The organism is Hyunsoonleella aquatilis, assembly GCF_014270105.1.
Classification (GTDB): Bacteria; Bacteroidota; Bacteroidia; order Flavobacteriales; family Flavobacteriaceae; genus Jejuia; species Jejuia aquatilis.
In genome coordinates, this window is sequence record NZ_JACNMF010000006.1 from 146,630 (window position 1) to 168,085 (window position 21,456).

General features: G+C 35.0%; 18 protein-coding genes. 9 read left to right on the forward strand and 9 right to left on the reverse strand.

All coding sequences use genetic code 11. The features are described from left to right. Window positions 1-175: 175 nt before the first annotated feature. The 5 genes from H7U19_RS15950 (at window position 176) to H7U19_RS17050 (ending at window position 5,294) form a co-directional block, all read left to right on the forward strand. On the forward strand, window positions 176-604 hold the full coding sequence (locus H7U19_RS15950) for a VOC family protein (protein ID WP_186563873.1): 429 nt from the start codon (window positions 176-178) through the stop codon (window positions 602-604). 105 nt (window positions 605-709) lie between these two features. After that, complete coding sequence (gene rnpA, locus H7U19_RS15955; protein ID WP_186563874.1) at window positions 710-1,087, forward strand: ribonuclease P protein component; 378 nt, start codon at window positions 710-712, stop codon at window positions 1,085-1,087. Window positions 1,088-1,096: 9 nt separating this feature from the next. Then, window positions 1,097-2,731 (forward strand): S41 family peptidase, encoded by a 1,635-nt coding sequence (locus tag H7U19_RS15960; protein ID WP_186563875.1) that lies wholly within the window; start codon window positions 1,097-1,099, stop codon window positions 2,729-2,731. Between the two features lie 46 nt (window positions 2,732-2,777). Next, complete coding sequence (locus H7U19_RS15965; RefSeq protein WP_186563876.1) at window positions 2,778-3,635, forward strand: OmpA family protein; 858 nt, start codon at window positions 2,778-2,780, stop codon at window positions 3,633-3,635. A 108-nt stretch (window positions 3,636-3,743) separates the two neighbouring features. After that, complete coding sequence (locus H7U19_RS17050) at window positions 3,744-5,294, forward strand: T9SS type B sorting domain-containing protein (protein ID WP_186563877.1); 1,551 nt, start codon at window positions 3,744-3,746, stop codon at window positions 5,292-5,294. Window positions 5,295-5,298: 4 nt separating this feature from the next. Here the strand turns inward: H7U19_RS17050 and H7U19_RS15975 are convergent, their stop codons facing one another. The 3 genes from H7U19_RS15975 to rpiB are packed head-to-tail and all read right to left on the reverse strand — an operon-like array spanning window position 5,299 to window position 7,104. Then, window positions 5,299-5,742 (reverse strand): GNAT family N-acetyltransferase, encoded by a 444-nt coding sequence (locus H7U19_RS15975; RefSeq protein ID WP_186563878.1) that lies wholly within the window; start codon window positions 5,740-5,742, stop codon window positions 5,299-5,301. A 12-nt stretch (window positions 5,743-5,754) separates the two neighbouring features. After that, the gene (locus tag H7U19_RS15980; protein WP_186563879.1) at window positions 5,755-6,666 is read right to left on the reverse strand and encodes a cation diffusion facilitator family transporter; all 912 of its coding nucleotides are present in this window, start codon (window positions 6,664-6,666) and stop codon (window positions 5,755-5,757) included. A 3-nt stretch (window positions 6,667-6,669) separates the two neighbouring features. Further along, window positions 6,670-7,104, reverse strand: a complete 435-nt coding sequence (rpiB, locus tag H7U19_RS15985; protein ID WP_186563880.1) for a ribose 5-phosphate isomerase B — start codon at window positions 7,102-7,104, stop codon at window positions 6,670-6,672. A gap of 567 nt (window positions 7,105-7,671) precedes the next feature. Between rpiB and H7U19_RS15990 the strand changes: the two genes are divergently transcribed. From H7U19_RS15990 to H7U19_RS16005, 4 genes are all read left to right on the forward strand, one after another. Next, window positions 7,672-9,132: a T9SS type A sorting domain-containing protein gene (locus H7U19_RS15990; protein ID WP_186563881.1), complete on the forward strand. Its 1,461-nt coding sequence runs from the start codon at window positions 7,672-7,674 to the stop codon at window positions 9,130-9,132. A gap of 10 nt (window positions 9,133-9,142) precedes the next feature. Next, window positions 9,143-10,534: a T9SS type A sorting domain-containing protein gene (locus tag H7U19_RS15995; protein WP_186563882.1), complete on the forward strand. Its 1,392-nt coding sequence runs from the start codon at window positions 9,143-9,145 to the stop codon at window positions 10,532-10,534. 132 nt (window positions 10,535-10,666) lie between these two features. After that, window positions 10,667-13,201, forward strand: coding sequence for a T9SS type A sorting domain-containing protein (locus H7U19_RS16000; protein WP_186563883.1), 2,535 nt, complete (start codon window positions 10,667-10,669; stop codon window positions 13,199-13,201). Between the two features lie 134 nt (window positions 13,202-13,335). Then, window positions 13,336-15,591, forward strand: a complete 2,256-nt coding sequence (locus H7U19_RS16005; protein WP_186563884.1) for a ribonuclease R family protein — start codon at window positions 13,336-13,338, stop codon at window positions 15,589-15,591. Window positions 15,592-15,610: 19 nt separating this feature from the next. Here H7U19_RS16005 and H7U19_RS16010 read toward each other — a convergent pair whose 3' ends face one another. From H7U19_RS16010 to H7U19_RS16035, 6 genes are all read right to left on the reverse strand, one after another. Continuing rightward, the gene (locus tag H7U19_RS16010; RefSeq protein WP_186563885.1) at window positions 15,611-16,051 is read right to left on the reverse strand and encodes a 2-dehydro-3-deoxyphosphooctonate aldolase; all 441 of its coding nucleotides are present in this window, start codon (window positions 16,049-16,051) and stop codon (window positions 15,611-15,613) included. A 39-nt stretch (window positions 16,052-16,090) separates the two neighbouring features. Next, window positions 16,091-17,746, reverse strand: a complete 1,656-nt coding sequence (locus H7U19_RS16015) for a SulP family inorganic anion transporter (RefSeq protein WP_186563886.1) — start codon at window positions 17,744-17,746, stop codon at window positions 16,091-16,093. 162 nt (window positions 17,747-17,908) lie between these two features. Continuing rightward, window positions 17,909-18,673 (reverse strand): DUF6090 family protein, encoded by a 765-nt coding sequence (locus H7U19_RS16020; RefSeq protein ID WP_186563887.1) that lies wholly within the window; start codon window positions 18,671-18,673, stop codon window positions 17,909-17,911. A gap of 161 nt (window positions 18,674-18,834) precedes the next feature. Continuing rightward, window positions 18,835-19,254 carry a type II toxin-antitoxin system VapC family toxin gene (locus tag H7U19_RS16025; protein WP_186563888.1) on the reverse strand — a complete coding sequence of 140 codons (420 nt, stop codon included), beginning with the start codon at window positions 19,252-19,254 and terminating at the stop codon, window positions 18,835-18,837. Beyond that, a complete protein-coding gene (locus H7U19_RS16030; protein ID WP_186563889.1) occupies window positions 19,251-19,499 on the reverse strand; it encodes a DUF6364 family protein in 249 nt (82 codons plus the stop codon). The genes H7U19_RS16025 and H7U19_RS16030 overlap by 4 nt, the downstream gene beginning before the upstream one ends. Before the next feature lie 237 nt (window positions 19,500-19,736). Then, complete coding sequence (locus tag H7U19_RS16035; RefSeq protein ID WP_186563890.1) at window positions 19,737-21,383, reverse strand: hypothetical protein; 1,647 nt, start codon at window positions 21,381-21,383, stop codon at window positions 19,737-19,739. Window positions 21,384-21,456: the final 73 nt, after the last annotated feature.

Below are 21,456 nucleotides of genomic sequence, written 5' to 3' on the forward strand. Positions count from 1 at the left end.
CTAAAACGACTTGTCTTTGCCAAAATTTCCGTTAACTTCGTTTCAGCGTGCCATTAGATAAAGTAATTCTTTCTATGCACCCCTTAATGATTCAAATCGATTGCCAAAACTAAGCATTGAACAAGCTTGACAGAGATTATAAAAAACACTACAATTGTTAAATGAATAAATAATTATGACTACAACAACATTTTTAACGTTCGTAGGTGACCGATGCGGAAAAGCCCAGGAAGCCATCAAGTTTTATACTTCCATATTTCCAAATTCAGAAATTAAAAGGATAGTCAAATACTCCGAAGGAGAGGAAGGAGGCACGCCCGAATTGATTAAATATGGTCTATTTTCGCTAAATGGAACTGACTATATGGTAGCTGAAAGCAATTATAATCATGCTTGGTCGTTTACACCCTCGGTTTCAATTTTTATATCTGATAATTCAGATGAAATGATCCAAACCTTATTCGAAAAACTTTCTTCCAACTATGGTAAGATAATGATTCCCCTTGACAATTACAGAGGGGAAGGGGATTATGGGTTTGGAAAAAAATTCGGATGGTGTGAGGACAAATATGGCGTATCGTGGCAATTTCTGCTTACAGAATAAAGAAACGTAAATACTATTTCAATTTATAAACAATTGCCGTCAACAACGGCAACGAAAAAAACCAACCCTCCAAAATTGTTACCTTTGGCCCTAAAATAAGGCCTGTTGAATTTCACTTACCCCAAAATAGAAAAGCTGAAAAGCAAGAAATTGATTGACCAACTCTTTTCCGAAGGGCAATCGGTTTCGGTATTTCCGTTGCGGTTGGTGTATCTAGGCACTACTTTTGATGATGGTGTTTTGGTGAAAACCGGAGTTTCCGTGAGCAAACGAAATTTTAAAACTGCTGTGGACAGAAATCGCATAAAGCGTTTGTTAAGAGAGGCTTACCGCTTAAACAAACCAGATCTTTTTAACAATTTAACAACACAACATGCGTTTATGATTTTGTACATTGGCAAAGACAAACCAACTTTTGCCCAAGTGGACGCCAGCATGAAAAAGCTGTTCGGAAAATTTTTAAACCAACATTCCAAATCTTAAATAAGCTCTATGAAACGATTATTAAAAACCAAAATACTAATTCCAATAGCACTGTGCGCCGTGTTTTTAAGCACCACTGCCTTTAAAAACGATTTTTTTGAAATCGCGAAGCAGATTGAAATCTTCACCACGTTGTTCAAGGAACTGAACATGAATTATGTGGACGAAACCAACCCTGGGGATTTAATGGACACCGCCATCAAAAGCATGTTGGACGATTTGGACCCCTACACTCGTTTTATGAACGAACAGGATGTAGAAGCGGCCAGAATTAATAATACCGGCGATTATACGGGCATTGGTGCCAAGGTAATGACCAAAAAAGACAAGTTGGTGATTATTGAACCTTACAAGGATTACCCCGCGGACAAAGCTGGTTTAAAGGCTGGGGATGAAATCATAAAAGTGGGCGATGTTATGGTTTCAGACTATAAAGATGATGCAGGAAATCTGCTCAAAGGACCATCCGGTTCATCCATTAATGTAACTTTTACACGTAATAACGAGACCAAAAGCGCCACCATTCAACGGGCAGAAGTGGATATCAAGGCTGTGCCCCATTTTTCGATGGTAAACGAACATACGGGTTACATTGTCTTAAGCAAGTTTAACAGCAAAGCATCCGCTGAAACCAATTATGCGCTTCGGGATCTTAAAGCCCAAGGAGCAACGCGAATTATTCTCGACTTAAGAGGAAATCCGGGCGGTTTGCTGAACGAAGCTGTCAATGTAGTAAACCTGTTTGTTCCGAAAGGCCAATTGGTAGTCACCACAAAATCAAAAGTAAAAAAATACAACCGTCAATATTTCACCCAAAAAGAACCTTTGGACACTGAAATTCCCTTGGTGGTTTTAATAGACGGTTCCAGTGCTTCTGCCAGCGAAATTGTGTCGGGTACCTTACAGGATTTGGATCGTGCTGTTATTGTTGGCTCCCGCAGTTTTGGTAAAGGCCTGGTGCAACGCCCAAAACGATTAACCTATGGTACCCAAGTAAAAATCACCATTTCAAGATATTACACCCCTTCAGGACGATGCATCCAATCCTTGGACTATTGGAACCGTAACGACAAAGGCGAAGCTGTTCGAGTAAAACAGGAAAACTACAACGAATTCAAAACCAAAAATGGCAGAAAAGTATTTGATGGAGGCGGTATTTTTCCCGACGTTACTTTTGGAAAAACGAAGAATTCTACCATCACTAAAGCCATCATCCAAAGTAATTTGATTTTCGATTTTGCCACGGATTATTATTACAAACATCCTGATCAGGATATAGTGAATTTTAAATTGACGGATATTGATTTCAATGACTTTAAAACCTATATGGAGAAAAACAACTTTTCCTTCACTACGGATACCGAAAAAGCATTGTTTAAAGCTTATGACACCTCTGTAAAGGAAAATTTAAACGATGATATAGAATCCGACTATAACGCCCTTATTTCAGGTCTAAAAGCCTCCAAAAATAAAGCTATCGATGCGCATAGAGATTTTATTCTGAAGATGCTTACTGAAGACATCGTAAAACGTTATACGTATCGCGAAGGATTATACGATTATTATAAAACCCATGACGAATATATTAAGAAAAGCACGCAAATCCTCGGTAATACTATGACTTACATGGATTATTTAAGGTAGATTTTCAAAAAATACTATCTTTAAACATTATTTATTGCTCCCAAACATGCATAGACTATTAATAGCCATATTAGTATGCTTTCAGGCGTATCTCGGATTCTCCCAAACCGAATATACCCATGACGTGTATTTCAACACGGACGAGTTCGTGGTGCCAAAAACTGAGGAAAACAGGCTTTTACTTTTCATTTCAAAACTTCAGGACATCGAAATTGAGTCTATTGCTATTTATGGGTTTTGTGATGATGTTGGTGCGGACACCTACAATATGAAGCTTTCGCAACAGCGTGCAGACGCCATAAAAACCATCTTTTCTAACAATGAAATAAGTGAATCGTTGATTACCAACGTAGATGGAAAAGGTGAAATTCTGCTGAAAATAGTAGATGAAAAGGACGTTTTAAAAATCAGAGGGCTTAACCGAAAAGTTGAAATCATTGTTACTGAAAAACTTCCGGAACCAGAGGTAAAAGAAGTGGTAGCCGAAGTAAAAAAGAAAACAGTGCCGCAGAAAATTAAAGGCCATTTAGAGGTTGGGGATAAGATTGTTTTCGAAAATATTTTGTTCAAAACCGGTTATAGCACCGTAACGCCACCTTCAAAAAAAATATTGCAGAATATAGCACAAGCTTTGGTTGAGCGCGATGATATTTATTTCACCATTCAAGGACATGTATGTTGTACCAAATATACTAGGGACGCCATTGATAAGAAAACCAAAAAACGTAATCTTTCCGTGGCCAGAGCTAAATACGTATATGACTATTTTGCTAAAAAAGGCGTGGATAAAAAACGCATGCGCTACTTGGGCTTAAGGCGAAAATTTCCTCTGGGTGGCGATCCAAAATACGATAGGCGTGTAGAAATCCTGATTACTTACGTTGGTAACAATGAAAGTCAGTAGCGCTTTCAAACTTCCAATTATAAAATTTCAGCCAAAATTGATGCAATATATAGGCGTTTTGCGGTAAAGCGTCAACAAATCTTTACCTTTAAACTCAATTTTTCCGTTGTGTCCTCAAAGTACCTGCATTTAGTCGTCCTATTACTGGTCTATGGTTACGCTAAGCCACAGAACACTTTTGTACCTGATGCTACTTTTGAACAGGCTTTGATTGACAAAGGCTATGATACTGGACCTTTGGACAACCTCGTGCCTACCTCCAACATCAATACTATAATTGATTTGGATGTTTCTCAATTGAATATCAATGATTTAACCGGAATAGAAGACTTCTCTGCCTTAGAAGTTTTAGATTGTTCAGAAAACCGATTATCAGCTCTTGATATTTCTCAAAACACCAATTTGAAACAACTGTTTTGTGCTTTCAATAGAATTACAAGTCTGGATATTTCAAATAATTCAGACTTAAGCATCATCTGGTGTAATTTCAACCGGATTCCCGTTTTAGATGTGTCCAACAATTCAAGATTGCTGTCTCTAGTTTGCAGTAATAATTTGTTGACAGATGTTGATGTGTCCAACAACCTCTCCTTAAACACATTTCTATGCGTTGGCAATCAGATTTCAAATTTTGATGTATCCCAAAATTCTAATTTAAAGGTATTTCATTGTGGCAATAATAGGCTTACCGAAGTGGATGTGACCAATAACCCATCGTTGAACGTGCTGAATTGCGAATACAACTTTATCAGTACTTTAGACCTTTCTCAAAATCCCGCTTTACAGCAATTATATTGTATGGGAAATATGATATCCTCGCTTGATCTTTTCAATAATGGAGACCTTGGTATTTTGAGTTGTGGAAATAACATGTTGAATGATTTGGACGTATCCCGAAACCCAAATTTGGTGGAATTAATTTGCAACGACAACACTTTAACAACACTCCAATTGAATCGAAACGCTTCATTAAACCATGTTGATGTAGCTAACAATTCACTTTGCAACCTTAATATTAAAAATAGGGCAAACACCAATGTGACTTTTTTTGATGCTCGGGAGAACCCAGACTTATCTTGTGTATTTGTGGACGACCCTATCTATAGTGCTTCAAATTGGACAAATATTGAGCCAATTACCAATTTTGTTACCAATCAAGAGGAGTGTGATGCAGTGGCTGATATTACCCCTGATGTTGACGTTCTAAATGATTTTTTTGGGAACCAGTTTATCTTACCTACACTTAATGACGGCTCCTATTTTACTGGATCCAATGGTACAGGACAACCCCTTTTTTCTGGTGAAATTATTACTACCTCACAGACCATTTATATCTTCAATACCAACGGTTGCTACAGCAATGAATCTCGATTCAATGTTATTATTTCATCTCCCGGAAGCCCAAACTACTTCATTCCAAAATATTTCACGCCAAATAATGATGGTGAGCACGATTTTTGGGGAATAGTAGATACCTTTAATGAGATTAAGCATATTTCAATTTACAACAGAAATGGGAAACTGTTGAAGTTTTTATTGCCTAGTTCAAAATGGGATGGCATATTCAATGGGCAATTATTGCCATCGGATACTTATTGGTACGAAATTGTATTAAACAACGGCGGAGCGGTTCGAGGGTATTTCGCCTTAAAGCGCTAATAGTCTATTCCTTGATCATCGCCACGTGTGGTATCCCGTCCTCAAGATAGACTTCTCCCACAGCTTCAAAACCTACTTTATTGTAAAACCCTTTTAAATAACACTGTGCTGATAACCTAATAGTCTTTTCCTTAAAATTTTGCTCTAACGCTTCAACTGCTGCGTACATCATATCATAACCATATTTAAAAGCTCTTTCTTTTTTTGATACTACTACCCTTCCTATACTCGCCTCTTCAAAATAATCTCCTGGCTTAAAAGCTCTAGCATAGCCCACTAATTCATCAGCTTTAAAACCTAAAATATGTATGGCATTTTGATCTTTTCCATCGATATCTTGATATACACAATCCTGTTCCACCACAAAAACTTCACTTCTTAAACGCAAGATCGCGTACAATTCCTCTGCAGTTAATTCTGAGAAGGTTTTTACTTTTATACTTAACATAGTTTCGTTTTGTTAATCCTGTACAATCACTTCTTTGGCATCATCCTTACCATATTCTGGTTGAATGTTAACATGATTGATATCGTACTTTTTGAACACATGAGTTTCTATTTCATGTAAAATTTCATCGAATTTGGACAAGGTAATATTTTCATGAAAATCAATATGGGCCTCCAAGTGAATTTCCTCTTCGTTTAACTGCCAAACATGTACATGATGCACATTTTTTATGGACTCGAAAGCATTCAATTCGTCAACAATTTTCTGAACAGGGATGTCATCTGGCGTAAACAGCATCAACACTTTGGTTGAATTCTTCAACAAATCAAATCCCATCCAAACTAAATACAAAGCTATGGCCAAAGTCAACAAACTATCTACCCAATATATCTGATAAAATAACATTAAAATACCTCCAACCAATACGGCCACACTGGCCATCATATCCGTCAGCAAATGCAGGTAGGCACTTTTCATATTCATGTTAGCATTAGCGTCTTTTTTCAACAACAGTACGCTAAAGCCATTTCCTAAAATAGCAATTACAGATAACCAAATGACTAGACTAGACTCTATTTCCTGGGGATTTTGAAAACGCTCAATAGCTTCGACAATCAACAAAATAGCTACAATCATTAAAGTTGAAGCATTGATAAAGGCTGCTAAAATTTCAGCCCGTTTATACCCGAATGTCTTTTGTGCTGAGGCTTTCTTTTTGGTCAACCGATTGGCTATATAACTGATGATGAGCGACAAAACATCACTGAAATTATGCAAGGCATCGCTCAACAGAGATAAACTTCCGGAAAGCAGGCCACCAATAACCTGTGCCACGGTAATGGCAATATTTAATACAATGGATATAAGAAGATTGCGACCCTTTAGATCGCCATGTGAGTGATTATGCCCATGACTGTGTCCCATGATTTAACAGGACAAGGGAATTTTATCAATGCGGTTTTGATGCCTTCCACCTTCAAAATCGGTATTCAAAAACGTGTCAACCATTTGAATCGCCTGAGGAATAGCTGTAAAACGCGCAGGAATACACAATACATTGGCATTGTTATGTTGACGGATAAGGCTAACTATCTCTTTTGTCCAACACAATCCAGCTCTAATGTCCTGGTATTTATTGGCCGTCATTGCTACGCCATTCGCGCTACCACAAATCAAAATACCAAAATCAGCCGATTTATCAACTATAGTTTTGGCCACAGGGTGCACAAAATCAGGGTAATCCACACTGTCGTGTACATCCGTACCATAGTTATTAACGGTGTGGCCTTTACTTTCCAAATAGTCTTTTATTGCAAATTTATAATCCGTGCCTGCGTGATCGTTTCCTATTGAAATTGTCATGATATTGATAAATAAGTCGTTTGAATTGCAAAGTTACTAAAACCTATTTCTGTTAACTAGCCTTTTGATGACTTGTTAATATCTCTTGACGGATTTTTATAAAAATTATTAGGAAAATCACTTTAAATTTTCAATCCATAACCTTTAGATAACATCCAAAATAGTTAATGTAAATTTTTGGTTAAGTTATCAGCACCACAATCTATACTTTTCAGCTTTGTTAATACTAATACTTATTAAAAATAGTTTGTCAATAGTAGTTTTAAACAATTGTTGATAGAAAAATGAAAGCCATTATATTCTAACGTTTTACCAATTTTTAAGCTGTTGATTTCCTATCAACAATATTCAATAAGAAACAATTCAAAATAAAGCTTAAAAAAGTTATACCGCTATTCACAAGCTATCATAATCATCATTTATTTTTTTAAATTTTAAAAAGAAAATAATTATATGATATATAATGTGGATAAGTTATCCTTTTATCGAAATCTCTTTGTCTTGTAAGTAATTGTCTTTATGTTTATCAGGCTATTAATACTGCATATTAAATTAACAATATTTTTTATGAAAAATTTACTCTTTTTGCTTTTAGTTCCTTTTATAAGTTTTAGCCAAATCCAAATCGGAGATGATATTGATGGTGAATCAATGAACGATTACTCGGGTTGTAGTGTTAGCTTATCTTCAGACGGTTCGGTGGTAGCTATAGGCGCATATCTTAATGCTGGTAAGGCAATAGGAGCGGGTCATGTTCGAGTATTTAAAAATATAAACAATGTTTGGACTCAATTAGGTGGAGATATCGATGGTGAAAAAAAAACCGATTTTTCTGGGTGGAGTTTGTCTTTATCTTCTGATGGAAATGTTGTAGCTATTAGTTCAATTACCAATGATGGAGCAAATGGGGAAGATTCAGGACAAGTAAGAGTATTTAAAAATATAAATAATATTTGGACTCAAATAGGAGGTGGTATTGACGGTGAAAATGAAGATGACCAGTTTGGCTATAGTATAAGTATTTCATCTGATGGCTCTATAGTTGCAATAGGAACACCTTATAATGACGACAATGGAGGTACTTCAGGACATGTAAGGGTGTTTAAAAATATAGATAATGTATGGACCCAAATAGGAAGCGATATTGACGGTGAAGCTGAAGCTGATTACTCAGGATCTAGCATAAGTTTATCATCAGATGGTGATGTTTTAGCCATTGGAGCTCATCGTAATGATGGCAATGGACGTTCATCAGGACATGTAAGGGTTTTCAGAAATATAGATAATGTATGGACTCAAATAGGAAGTGATATTAACGGTGAGGAGCACGGAGATACTTTTGGATTTAGTGTAAGTTTATCATCTGATGGTTCTATTATTGCTGTTGGTGCTCCAACTAATGATGGCACTGCCGAAAAAGCAGGACATGTAAGAGTGTTTAGAAATATAAATAATGTGTGGACTCAAATAGGAAATGATATTGACGGAGAATCTATGAATGACGAGTCAGGTTCTAAAGTGAGTATCTCCGCAGATGGATCAATAGTTGCTATTGCTGCCCCTAATAACCATAACGACTCTGGCTTATATGCAGGTCATGTAAGAATATTTAAGAATGAAAATGATGTATGGACACAAATAGGGGAAAATATTGATGGAGAATTTCAGCAAGATTATTCAGGATATAGTTTAAGTATATCCTCGGATGCTTCAGTTGTTGCCATTGGTGCGGTATCTAACGATATAGCTGGTCATGTAAGATTATATGATTTAAGCGCAGTTTTATCAACACAGAGTTTTGAAAAAGATTATTTTTCATACTATCCAAATCCAGTAAAAGATATTTTGAATATCCAGTTAAACAAAGGTTTAGAACTAAAACAGGTTAATATTTATAATCTACAAAGCCAATATTTGTATTCAGTAAAAACCTCAAAAATAGACGTAAGTAAATTAGCAAGTGGGCTTTATTTTATTGAGGTTGAAACCAATCAAGGAAAATCTGCTAAGAAGATAATAATCAATTAAAAATTGGGAAATGAAGCAAGTATTTATATTAATACTATGTCCGTTTTTTATGTTTGGTCAAACCCAAACTAGTGAAAACAGCAATGTTTTTTCTTTAATGAATACCTACGTACCCGATAATAATTTTGAGCAAGCTTTAATTGATTTCGGTTACGATACGGTTTTAGATGATTTTGTACTAACTAGTAATATTACTAATCTTAAATCTTTAGATATTTCTGGTAGAGAAATTTCAGATTTAACAGGAATTGCTGATTTTGTTAGCCTCGAAGAATTATACTGTTCTAATAATAGCTTACAGAACTTAAACACATCATCAAATATAGAACTAAAAACCTTGTATTGTGATCATAATCTTATTTCTGGTTTAGATCTTTCTAGTAATACATCCCTTTTATTTTTACAGGGTGGAAATAATAAATTAACTGCTTTAAATGTTGCCACAAATACTAGATTAATTGATTTAATAGTAAAGAATAATAACATCACAAATTTGGATGTTTCAAAAAATGTAGATTTAGAGTGGTTAGATTGTTTTAATAATCAGTTAAGTACATTAGATGTAAGTTCAAATAGTGTTTTAAGGCGATTGAATTGCTCAAAAAATGAGCTTTCCAATTTAAATGTAAATTCAGTTACAACTTTAGAGGAGTTATACTGTTGGGATAATAAATTAAGCGCTTTAGATATTAGTACAAATACTTCTTTACAAACTTTATTTTGTTTTACTAATAACATAAGCAGCCTCGATGTTAGTAATAATTTTGCATTTTATTTTCTAGATTGCTCGTTTAATAATTTGAATGGCTTGGATGTTAATAATAATGTTGGTTTGTATTTTTTATATTGTTCTGGCAATAACTTAAGTGATTTAGATGTTAGCAAAAACGCATTGTTATCAACTTTAAAATGTGATAATAATAAACTAGCCGGTTTAGATGTTAGCACTAACAACAATTTAAAATATTTGGAATGTCAAAATAACAGTTTGACTAGCTTAAATGTTAAAAATGGAAACAATACTAGTTTTACTTTTTTTAAAGCAATCAATAATGAAAATTTAAGTTGTATTGAGGTAGATGATGCTACCTACAGTGATGCCAATTGGTTTGAAGGTAAAGACGCTGATGCCAGTTTTAATGAAAATTGTGAAAACCTAAACCTCACTTATTTAAGGAAAAATAATTTTCACATATACCCAAACCCTGTTCAAGACAATTTAAATATTACTTTAAATAAAGGCTTAGAACTAAAACAGATAAATATTTATAATCTACAAAGCCAATATTTGTATTCAGTAAAAACCTCAAAAATAGACGTAAGTAAATTAGCAAGTGGTATGTATTTTATTGAGGTAGAAACTAACCAAGGCAAATTAACAAAAAAGGTATTTATAAAATAGATTGTTTAGAATTAACTATATTCTGCAGATATAAAATCCTTTTTGAAGATTTCTCTTATTCAATTAAGTGATTTTTTGTATTTTTAAATTATAGTATTATTAAGTATGTTGTTTAAAATCAATAAGCTATTTATGAAAGTTTTTTATTTACTCCTATTATTTTCATTAAGTGTAGTTGCTCAGCAACCGGGATCTTTAGATATTTCATTTAACTCTAATGATTATGGGTTCGGCAAGGATATTATGGACGCGAGGGCTATGGCTATCCAAAACGATGGGAAGATTGTTGTTGCAATGCCGTATCAATCAAGGCCAGATTTAAAGGGAGTAGCTTTGACACGTATAAACAATGATGGTAGCATAGATAATAGTTTTATAAAAGGAAGGGTTAATACTAATAGGCGTATCTATAAAATAATAATTCTAAGTGAAGGCAAAATCCTGATAGCAGGTAACTTTAATGAATATAACGGTGTTGTGGTCAATTACTTAGCCCGTTTAAATAGCGATGGAAGTTTGGATACTAGCTTTAATGTAGGTATTGGAACGGACAAGCCTATCACTGAGTTAGCAGTACAAAATGACGGTAAGATTGTTTTGGGTGGAAGTTTTAGAACTATTAATAATATTTTTGTAGGCGGAATAGCACGCCTAAATAGCGATGGTAGTTTAGACACCACTTTTGATTCCGGAGTTGGTACAAACGGTTATGTTAGTAAACTCGCAGTTCAAGCCGATGGAAATATTCTTGTCTCAGGAGATTATGATTTATTTAATAATGAAGAAGCAAATGGTTTAGTTCGTTTAAACAAAGATGGTACTTTGGATAACAATTTTGATGCTGGAACAGGCCCGGATAACGCCATTAATGCTATGGTTGTTCAAGATGATGGCAAAATTGTAATAGGAGGACAGTTTAAAAGATACAATGGAATTCTAGCAAGCAGACTTGCACGTCTGAATAGCGATGGTAGTATAGATACTAGTTTTAATACAGGAACGGGTATTTATGGCACTCTGTTTAGTATTAAGATTCAAAGTGACGGTAAAATACTTATTTCTGGCACGTTTCCTGGATATAACGAAACGACTGTAAATAGAATTGCACGTTTACATACCAACGGTAGTTTGGATACAAGCTTTAATACTGGAACTGGTGCGGATGATGGTAAAAGTGGCCCATATATTGGAACAATGGTGATTCAGAGTGATGGTAAAATAGTAATCTCCGGTGATTTTGAAAATTTTAATGGTATATACATTAACGGACTTGCACGGCTAGGTTCAGATGGTAGTCTAGATATGAGTTTCAATGAAGGAACGGGCGCTAATCATAACGTTTATACATCTGCAAAACAGAGTGACGGCAAAATTCTTATAGGAGGTTCTTTTAATAGATATAATGGCAAATTAGTTAACAATATAGCTCGTTTGAATACAGAAGATGGAAGTTTGGATACTAGTTTTGATGCCGAATTAGTTGTTAGCTATGTTTCAGTTGTCGAGATACTTAAGGTTCAGGGTGATGGTAAAATAATTGTCGGTTCAGGTGTTTTAAATAGGAGTACAGGTACTTCAAATCATAATAGAATTGTTAATAGAGTAAGACGTTTAAATAGTGATGGAAGCATAGATACAAGTTTTACAGATGGAATCATTGATGAGGATGATGGTTCGGTTTATGGTATAGAAATACAGCAAGATGGTAAAATACTGCTTTACGGGGATTTTATAAATTATAATGGTACTGGAAGGTCTAAAATAGTCAGATTAAATAGTGATGGAAGCATAGATACAGGTTTTACTGAGGCTACTCTTCTAAGTGATAGTAAGGTATGGTCAGTAGTAGTTCAAAATGATAATAAAATAATTATAGGAGGAGATTTTGGAAGATACAATGGTTACTTATTTGACAATTTTGTACGTCTAAATATGGATGGTAACGTAGACTTTACATTTGCCTCAGGAGGAAAGGGTTTTAATGATGTGGTAAAGGGTGTGTTTTTACAAAACGATGGAAAAATTCTTGTCTACGGCTGGTTTAATGAATATAATGGTACAGACGTGTCATCTATGGTAAGAATGCAACCAGATGGTATTTTGGATGATACCTTTTCCATTGTGGGAGTTGGCGATATTAGAGCTGTAGCATTTCAGGGTGATGGAAAAATACTTTTAGGAGGAGATATTAACCAGGTTGATAACCAAGACATGAATGATGTCGTTCGTATAAATTCAGATGGTAGTGTGGACGATAGTTTTAGTACTGGAATAAGTAAAGATGATCATTTTTTATACAGGGATTATGTACATACATTAACGATTCAAGATGACGGTAAGATTATTATTGGTGGGACTTTTCATGAGTTTCATGAAGAAGGAAGAAATAGAATTGCAAGACTTCTAGCTTCAGAAGAATTGAGTATAGATAAAGTTGTTAAGGGTGGTGAAGTATTAGTTTATCCCAACCCAGCAAAAGAAGTAGTAAACATAAACCTAGAAAAAAGTATTCAATTGAAAAATATTAATATTTACAATATCCAAAAACAATTTTTGTTTTCTACGAAAGAGAAAAGTATTGATGTCTCGAGGTTAACAAGTGGATTTTATTTTATAGAAGTTGAAACTAATCAAGGAAAATCCACGAAAAAAATAATTATAGAATAGTTTAAGTTTCTAAAACATCCATTTAATATTAAAACCCTAACTTTGTTGAAACAAATAGCAAACTCTTCGCCTGATGCTATTGAATACTAAAATTTCCAAAACCTTGGAAATTAAAACATGAAGAAAAGAATTAAATGAAAAGAAAGAAACGAGGGAAATCCAGAAAAAAAGGAATCCCTAACCTAACAAATGCCATCTTAAGCATTTTAAAAAAAGATAGAAACCAAACTTTTAACTACAAACAAATTGCTTCAAAACTAGGTGTTAACGATGCTAGTAGTCGTAATCAAATTATAAAAACACTAGCCAAACTTGCCATAAAAGAGGAAATACAACAAGTAGACCGTGGCAAGTTTAAAGCGATTGTTAATGCAGAATATCATACGGGTATTTTGGATATATCTGCCAGAGGTTCGGGCTATGTAATTTCAGAGGATTTTGATGAGGATGTGTTTATTGCCTCCAACAATATCAACAAAGCCTTGAATGGTGACGAGGTAGAATTTTACGCTTACAAACGTCGCAAACGCGGGAAAATAGAGGGTGAAATCACAAATGTTATAAAAAGAGCTAAGTCTGAATACGTTGGAGTGATTCAAATCCAAAAAAACAGCAATTATGCCTTTGTGGTACCGGACAGCACAAAAATGTACAAAGATATTTTTGTTCCTATCAGCAAGACTTTAAAAGCAGAGGATGGTGATAAAGTATTGGTGACATTGGAAGACTGGCCTGAAAATGCAGATTCACCTTATGGAAAAGTGAAACAAGTACTCGGAAAACCAGGGGAACACCAAACTGAGATCCATGCGATTTTAGCGGATTATGGTTTGCCACATGGATTTCCACATGAAGTAGAAGCTTTTGCTAATGAACTGGATACTTCAATCACAGAAAGCGAAATTGCCAAACGCCGTGATATGCGCAAGGATTTAACCTTTACCATTGATCCAAAGGATGCCAAGGATTTTGACGATGCTCTGTCTTTTAAAGTACTGGATAATGGGCTATATGAAATAGGTATTCACATAGCCGATGTGTCGCATTACGTGAAAGAAGGTACTCTTTTGGACGATGAAGCATTTGAGCGTGCTACCTCAATTTATTTGGTGGATAGGGTAGTACCTATGTTGCCTGAAGTATTGTCCAATAATGCTTGTTCTTTACGACCGCATGAAGAAAAATATACCTTTTCGGCAGTTTTTCAAATCAATGAGAATGCCGAGGTTAAACACCAATGGTTCGGCCGAACTGTTATTTACAGTGATGCACGGTACGCCTACGAAGAAGCACAATCTGTTATTGAGCAGAATGTCACACTGAGCGCTCCCGATAGCTATCGGGACGAAGTGCAAGAAAAAAGCAAGATCAATTATAAAATTCCTGCTGAAGTTTCACTAACTGGAGAAGCCTACAATACCACTCCAGAACTAGCACAAGCTATTCTAACCTTAGATAAACTGGCCAAAATCATGCGTAAAAAACGTATGAAAAACGGTGCTATTTCGTTTGATAAAGTTGAAGTCAAATTCAATCTGGATGAAAATAACAATCCCGAAGGTGTTTTCTTTAAAACCAGCAAGGATGCAAATAAACTGATTGAAGAATTTATGCTATTAGCCAATAAAAAAGTAGCAGAATTTATCGGCAAGCAATCACCAAAAAAGACCTTCGTCTATCGTGTGCACGACGAACCGGATGATGAAAAACTAGCTTCGCTTCAAAATGTGGTAGGACGTTTTGGCTATAAACTGAATTTTAAGGATAGAAAGTCCACCACCGCCTCTTTAAACAACTTGCTTAAAGAAGTAGTGGGTAAAAAAGAGCAAAATTTAGTGGATACCTTGGCGATACGAAGCATGAGCAAAGCCGAATATACCACGCACAACATCGGGCACTATGGATTGGCGTTTGATTACTACAGTCATTTTACCTCACCCATCCGTCGTTATCCGGATGTGATGGCGCATCGGTTGTTACAGCATTATTTAGATGGTGGTAAATCTGCCAACGAAGAGAGTTACGAAAAGAAATGCCAACATTCCAGCAATATGGAGATGCTGGCTACTAAAGCTGAACGGGATTCCATTAAATATATGCAGATTCGTTTTATGGAAGACCATAAAGATCAGGAATTTATAGGGGTGATTTCAGGGGTGACTGATTGGGGTATTTACGTGGAAATTATTTCCAATAAATGCGAAGGTATGGTAAGCGTCCGGGATATGACTGATGATCATTACGCTTTCGATCAAGACCATTATGCCATGGTGGGACGAAGTACCAAAACCATGTATCAGTTAGGCGATGAAGTAGTGGTGAAAGTAAAAAATACCGATTTAGTTAAAAAGCATTTGGATTTTCATTTGATTGGGAAGGCAACGGCATAAACACTCTAATTTGAAATAGTTACTTTCGTATAGTAAAGCCAATAGGGGCTTTCAGAGGTCCTGAGTCATACATATTGATATAGATGGAAACCGTATCTTTTGAGTTTTCCCATGTCACCCGATAATTATCCAGCATTACGCTACCAAAGCCAAAAGGATCATTGTTGCTTTTCACTGGGCAACAGCTTCCATCTCTATAGTATGAAATTTGTTCACCATTAGGCCCAGCTAATGCATTAAGAAACCGTCTTTCATTTTTTGGACCTTCGGAGTCTTTGGCACCGCCAACTTCAACGGGATTTTTGGGAGAATAGCCATAGGTTTTGTCTTTGGCTATTTCAGTGACCACAAATGTGTTGTTATCTCTCAGAATCTGAGCGGTATTTTTTGATGCCTGTTGTGTTGAACCACAGGAAAGAAATAATACTAAAGCTACAAAAGCGATTAATATTTTTTTCATGGTGTTGTTATAATTCAATGGAGTTTACGTTTCAATATATCAACCCTTCAACTTCCCCTTCAAATACCCAAAAGCATCATCAATCTCTTCAAAAACATCAGCTTTTGGCACTAAATCAGGAATAATATCTACTGCTTCCAGCATATCCATAGGCTGTTCTTTTAAGCCTACCAACAATACTTCAATACCTTCTTCACGCAAATCAAAAATGGTATCTTCTAAAGTATATAAACCCGATTGGTCCATATAAGGCACCCGATCCATTCTAAGAATCACAGCTTTTACTTCATTGGGTAGTCCTTTTATTTGATCTTTAAAATACGAGGTAAACCCAAAAAACAAGGCACCGTACAAATGTTTGATGATGACTTTGTCTTTGTATTTTTCGTAGAATTCTATTTCGTCCTGCCATGGTTTGTTGCCATCAATATCTGCAACGGCACCAACCTCTAATCCTTGTTCGCTAATATCACCGGATTTTTTCATAAACAACAAGCATGCTAGTGCCACGCCAATGCCAACCGCTTGAATCAAACTACCGAAAGTGGTAATCAACAACACTAAAACCAAAACAATAGCATCTGCCCTAGGTACTTTTAATAAGTGTTTCAACCCTTTAAAATCTACAATTTTAAAACCGATTGGAATGAGCAAACCCGCCAGTACACAAAGCGGAATATGGGCCGCCAACTGTCCTAAACCTAGCAATACAGCTAAAAGAAAGAGGCCATGCAAAATTCCAGATAATCGTGTTCTTCCACCCGCATTAATATTTACAACAGTGCCTTTGGTGGCCCCTGCACCCGGAATACCGCCGATGGCTGCCGCAAGCATATTTCCAATACCTTGCCCAATCAATTCGCGATTACTGTTGTGTCTTGTTTTGGTCATATTATCAGCTATAACAGAAGTCAATAAAGAATCAATACTTCCAAGAACAGCCAAAACAATAGCATACTCCAAAATTGTACTATACGCACTAGAATCAATATCTAAAATTCCTCCCAATTGAAAGGAGGGCAAACCAGATGGGATTTCACCAATTAAAGGCACATCCATTTTTGTAAAATAAGCGATTAAAGTCGCTACAATCAGAGCCACCAATGCGCTAGGAATGGCCTTAGTAATTTTTGGAAACACGAAATAAATAAGAATGGTAACACCCCCTAACAGCAAAGCATAAAGATTGGCCTCTTGAAAAAGTCTTGGAAAATCTTGAATTACCGCCAAAGTGGATTTTGCCGAGCCCAGTCCAACAAAAGGAAAGAGCTGCAGAATAATAATAATTAGTCCCACGCCGCTCATAAATCCCGATACCACAGGGTAGGGGAAGTATTTTACATAACCGGCAATATTTAAAAACCCGAAAATCACTTGAAATAAGCCCCCCAATAAAAAGGCCACTAAAATGATCCCCATAGCATTTTCAAGACTTCCTGTCATTTCAATAGCTACTGCTACAAGTGTTGCTGAAACGACGGTCATCGGTCCAGTTGGCCCACTAGCTTGTGTTTCGGTACCGCCAAACATGGCGGCAAAAACACCAACGGCAATAGCGCCGTATAAACCTGCAGTGGCACCCATACCAGATTGTACACCAAAGGCCAGTGCCAAAGGAAGCGCAACTACTCCGGCTACTAAACCTCCGGTAAAATCACCTTTTAAATTTTTAATGTTGTAGAATTTTGATAGCATATTTTATTTATAAGATTTATTCATAGGAATATCGCTTTATGTTTCCTAAACGATTGAATTCGATTAGAATTCGGTCATAGGAATCAGTGCGATTTAAAGGTAAGGAATATTCTAAATTTTAAAAATGCATAGCTAGGGATTATACCTGTTGTTTTGCTTTCGTTAGTTACACTTTTTATTTTTTAATAATTCTATAGGTTCTTGCATTTCCTTTTTCAAATTAGATAAATGTTGTTTCTGTCTGATTAGCATAGCAATAAAAAAAACAAGATTATCTTGAAACTTTACGAATATTGGATTATTGGGCTCATTTGTCCAATCATTTTTTGGTAATAGGTCTAATAGTTCTTTGTCGAGCTCTTGATTTAGGTAATCAATATCTTGAAACCCGAAATGACATATTAATTCAAAATCACTCATTCTTTTAAGAATTTCATTCCTATTCTCTTGAAGTAGATTTAGAATATTGTTCAAAAATGTACTATGCTGAATGAGTCTGTTTTTAAGCTCTAAATCCGTCAACAGTTTCAACTGTCCCGAAGATGTTATGTCTTCAAAAGCAATATTGCTGGGTACAAAAACGTCTTGTCTTAAAGCAAGTACAAAATTATTGAGTAGTTCACCTCTGTCATTAGGTGATTTGTTTAAGTCTAATATTAGCTCTTTACAAAGCTTAATTTTATCAGTTGTGAGTTTAGAAGTTTCATTAATTAATTTGTCGTTTAACTCAAAGTCGTCTAAAATTCTACAGTAATAATCAGCCTCGGCATTTTTATTTTTTCTGTTTTCATTCCAATTATTAATCTGCAAAGCAATTAAAATTCCAATAACGACAAGAATGATTTCTCCAATGGCATATTTAAAATACTTTCCAGTCTTTCCTTCCGAAAGTAAGTTCTGCCTAATTTTTCTAAAGAATTTTATCATTGATTGGAAATTCTCTAAAGTTAGAATAATTATTTAATTCCGTATAAGTAAGAAATAATGAAGCACAACTTAGCATCTACACACCAATCTGAAAATCCGCTAGGATTTTCATAAGTAGGCGAGAACGAGCAATTACTTATAGCCATTGTTGGGTGTAGTTATTATTTATTCAGAGATTTTAAAAACTCATCTGCTGTCATTACAGGTAATAATGATTTCTTAAAGTCCTTTCCGTTTCTTGTTATTATAATTTCACATTCTGATTCGGTCGCACTGAAATATTGCAATGTATCTTCAAAGTCTTTTATCGAAGAATTAAGTCCCTTTTCAATCGTTTGTTCATTGAGAGAGCATATTTCACAGATTATCTTAAATTTTCGAAGTTTTTCTCTTGCAATTTTCTCGTTCTCAAATTTTGCTATAAAATAGTTTACTGTTGCAAAAGAAATAGGCGAAACAACCATTGTCAGCTTTTCTTTTTCGGCCAACGTTGCAATTTTTGCAATCGGTTCGTAAAATGGTTTTCGCTCTCCTAAAAAGTCCAACATTACATTTGTGTCTATAAAAATCCTTTTGCTCATTTATACTTCTCGATTAAATAATCAGAATATTCTTTTTTATAGTCCAAATCAGCTGGAATTTCAGTTCCCGTTGAGATACTTTTCACGAAAGGTGAAATCTCGAATTCAGAAGTATCGTTATCAGAAGTCAAGGATTGTAAATAGGCTTCTACAATTCGAGATAGGCTCATCTTTTTATTAGAAGCATATTCCTTTGCCTTTTCAATAATCCTCTGATTGAGCTTTAAAGTTAATTTTGTGTCCATAACAAATCATTTATACGTACAAATATAATAAAATAATCCGTATAAATGTAGTTAGCAATGACTTTTGCTGTGAGGTTTAATTACGCCCAACGGCATCGGCTATGAGTAGTTGCGTGGGTTAGCACTTAACTTAGCATCTACACACCAAACTGAAAATCCGCGAGGATTTTCATAAGTAGGCGAGAACGAGCAATTACTTATAGCCATTGTTGTGTGCAGTTTTTAACTTGTTATCTACTACTGGGAGATTGTCATTGCTCCTGAACAAGACGAGTCTGAGGTTCCATTGCAAGAATCTAAATTAGGTATTCTATTCACTGAATAAGTAAATGTTCCTATAAAACTGGTTCCATTGAAGGTTCCCTCAAAACTGCCATCGACAAATTGATCATGTAACAATGTTGAATTATCATCACACTGAAATTCTAAGTTAAATAAATCATAACCAAAAGTTAGTGACAAATTATTCCCATCAAATTCATATGTTCCTGTGCTACCAGCAATATATTCAAGTGTGCCGTCCTCAAAAAATGTCATTGGTGTTGGACCTCCATATTCTTGACCAGAACTGCAAGTTATTCCATTATCATTTAATGACCATGTACCAACAATATCAATTTGATTTTCACATTCTTGCACATCATTACCATTCACAGAATAACATTTATCTATAATCGCGTCATCAGTAAACCATTGATAAGCTGCTATTGATAAATTACCAGAACTTCCAATAATTCCTACCCACTTTAACCAACTAATTTTATCTTGAATAGATTCTATTAAAATAGAAATTGAAGAGTTAGGTGGATTACATCCAAAGAACACATTTTCTGAAGTAGTTATGAAAGCTAGAATTTTGTTGTATGTAAATGTCAAGATATCCTGAACTGAATTTATATTTTGAAAATCATCTACAGAACCTAAAAATGTTTCAAAGTTGCCTGCAAGAGCCTGTGCGCATTGAAGGTTTGAACCATTTTTAGAAGGGATTAGGTCTAAAAATATATCCATCGCTATATCTTTTATATTGGCTCCCAATGCTAGTGCAGCTTCATAATCTCCCTGATTACTAAATTGTCTACCTGTTCTTATTCTAATTTCATAATCACCATTGTCGGCAGGTAATGTATATGGACTTTCGACAATATCAACATCATTTGTAATATTGTCAAGAATACTTTGGAAGATTTCTGAAATGGATGTTGGAACAAAAGTAACTCTATCTAGTTTTATAGATTCTAGTCGTTGATTATCTTTATAGATTCCAATGTAAGTTGAGTATGTTTTACCAGGGTTTTGAAAAATAAACTCTCTATTTTGTTGAAATATTGTGACTGGATTGTCATTTAGTTTAATAGAAGCTTTTTTGTTTGCATTTTGCTGGAAAAATGAAACAAAATTTGAAGCAAAAGTATTTTGATTTGTATCAAGGGGTGATATACCTTGAGCTATTAATTGTTCAAGTTCAATTTTTAAACTTTCGAAGTTAGGCCCTTGCTTAAGGCTATTTAATAAATCTATTTTCCCTTGAGTTGTTAATGTCTGGGATAATGGCAATGACATAAACATGGCTATTAACGTGGATTCTGAATCTATAGTGAAATCTGTTTGATTAGGATAATTGAATCCCATTAAGATTACTTTATCAGTTTGGTCTGTAACATATAAGAAATTGGTTTCAAGTTCATTAATATCAACACTATAATTGTTATCAGTCACTTCACTATTTCCGGCAAAAGAATTTACTTGTAATAAATCTGAATTAATTTGACTGCCAATTGGAAGTTTAATTGTGCCAGTAATCGATGAATCTTCTACATTGTTATCATCTTTTGAACATCCCAAAAAGATTAAAAGTGTAAACAGGAAGGTTAGTTTTCTCATAGTCAATATTTATGTTAAATAATAGCATTTAATTTTGGTTGATGCAATACCCAATGATGGGTAGATTTATGGC

Excerpts from the sequence above, each read along its gene's own strand:
- H7U19_RS16010 (WP_186563885.1), bottom strand. The coding sequence starts at position 16,051 with ATGAAAAAAATATTAATCGCTTTTGTAGCTTTAGTATTATTTCTTTCC.
- H7U19_RS15960 (WP_186563875.1), top strand. The coding sequence starts at position 1,097 with ATGAAACGATTATTAAAAACCAAAATACTAATTCCAATAGCACTGTGC.
- H7U19_RS15965 (WP_186563876.1), top strand. The coding sequence starts at position 2,778 with ATGCATAGACTATTAATAGCCATATTAGTATGCTTTCAGGCGTATCTC.
- H7U19_RS15975 (WP_186563878.1), bottom strand. The coding sequence starts at position 5,742 with ATGTTAAGTATAAAAGTAAAAACCTTCTCAGAATTAACTGCAGAGGAA.
- H7U19_RS15990 (WP_186563881.1), top strand. The coding sequence starts at position 7,672 with ATGAAAAATTTACTCTTTTTGCTTTTAGTTCCTTTTATAAGTTTTAGC.
- H7U19_RS16030 (WP_186563889.1), bottom strand. The coding sequence starts at position 19,499 with ATGGACACAAAATTAACTTTAAAGCTCAATCAGAGGATTATTGAAAAG.
- H7U19_RS15980 (WP_186563879.1), bottom strand. The coding sequence starts at position 6,666 with ATGGGACACAGTCATGGGCATAATCACTCACATGGCGATCTAAAGGGT.
- H7U19_RS15995 (WP_186563882.1), top strand. The coding sequence starts at position 9,143 with ATGAAGCAAGTATTTATATTAATACTATGTCCGTTTTTTATGTTTGGT.
- H7U19_RS16020 (WP_186563887.1), bottom strand. The coding sequence starts at position 18,673 with ATGATAAAATTCTTTAGAAAAATTAGGCAGAACTTACTTTCGGAAGGA.
- H7U19_RS16025 (WP_186563888.1), bottom strand. The coding sequence starts at position 19,254 with ATGAGCAAAAGGATTTTTATAGACACAAATGTAATGTTGGACTTTTTA.
- H7U19_RS16000 (WP_186563883.1), top strand. The coding sequence starts at position 10,667 with ATGAAAGTTTTTTATTTACTCCTATTATTTTCATTAAGTGTAGTTGCT.
- H7U19_RS16035 (WP_186563890.1), bottom strand. The coding sequence starts at position 21,383 with ATGAGAAAACTAACCTTCCTGTTTACACTTTTAATCTTTTTGGGATGT.
- H7U19_RS15950 (WP_186563873.1), top strand. The coding sequence starts at position 176 with ATGACTACAACAACATTTTTAACGTTCGTAGGTGACCGATGCGGAAAA.
- rpiB (WP_186563880.1), bottom strand. The coding sequence starts at position 7,104 with ATGACAATTTCAATAGGAAACGATCACGCAGGCACGGATTATAAATTT.
- H7U19_RS16005 (WP_186563884.1), top strand. The coding sequence starts at position 13,336 with ATGAAAAGAAAGAAACGAGGGAAATCCAGAAAAAAAGGAATCCCTAAC.
- H7U19_RS16015 (WP_186563886.1), bottom strand. The coding sequence starts at position 17,746 with ATGCTATCAAAATTCTACAACATTAAAAATTTAAAAGGTGATTTTACC.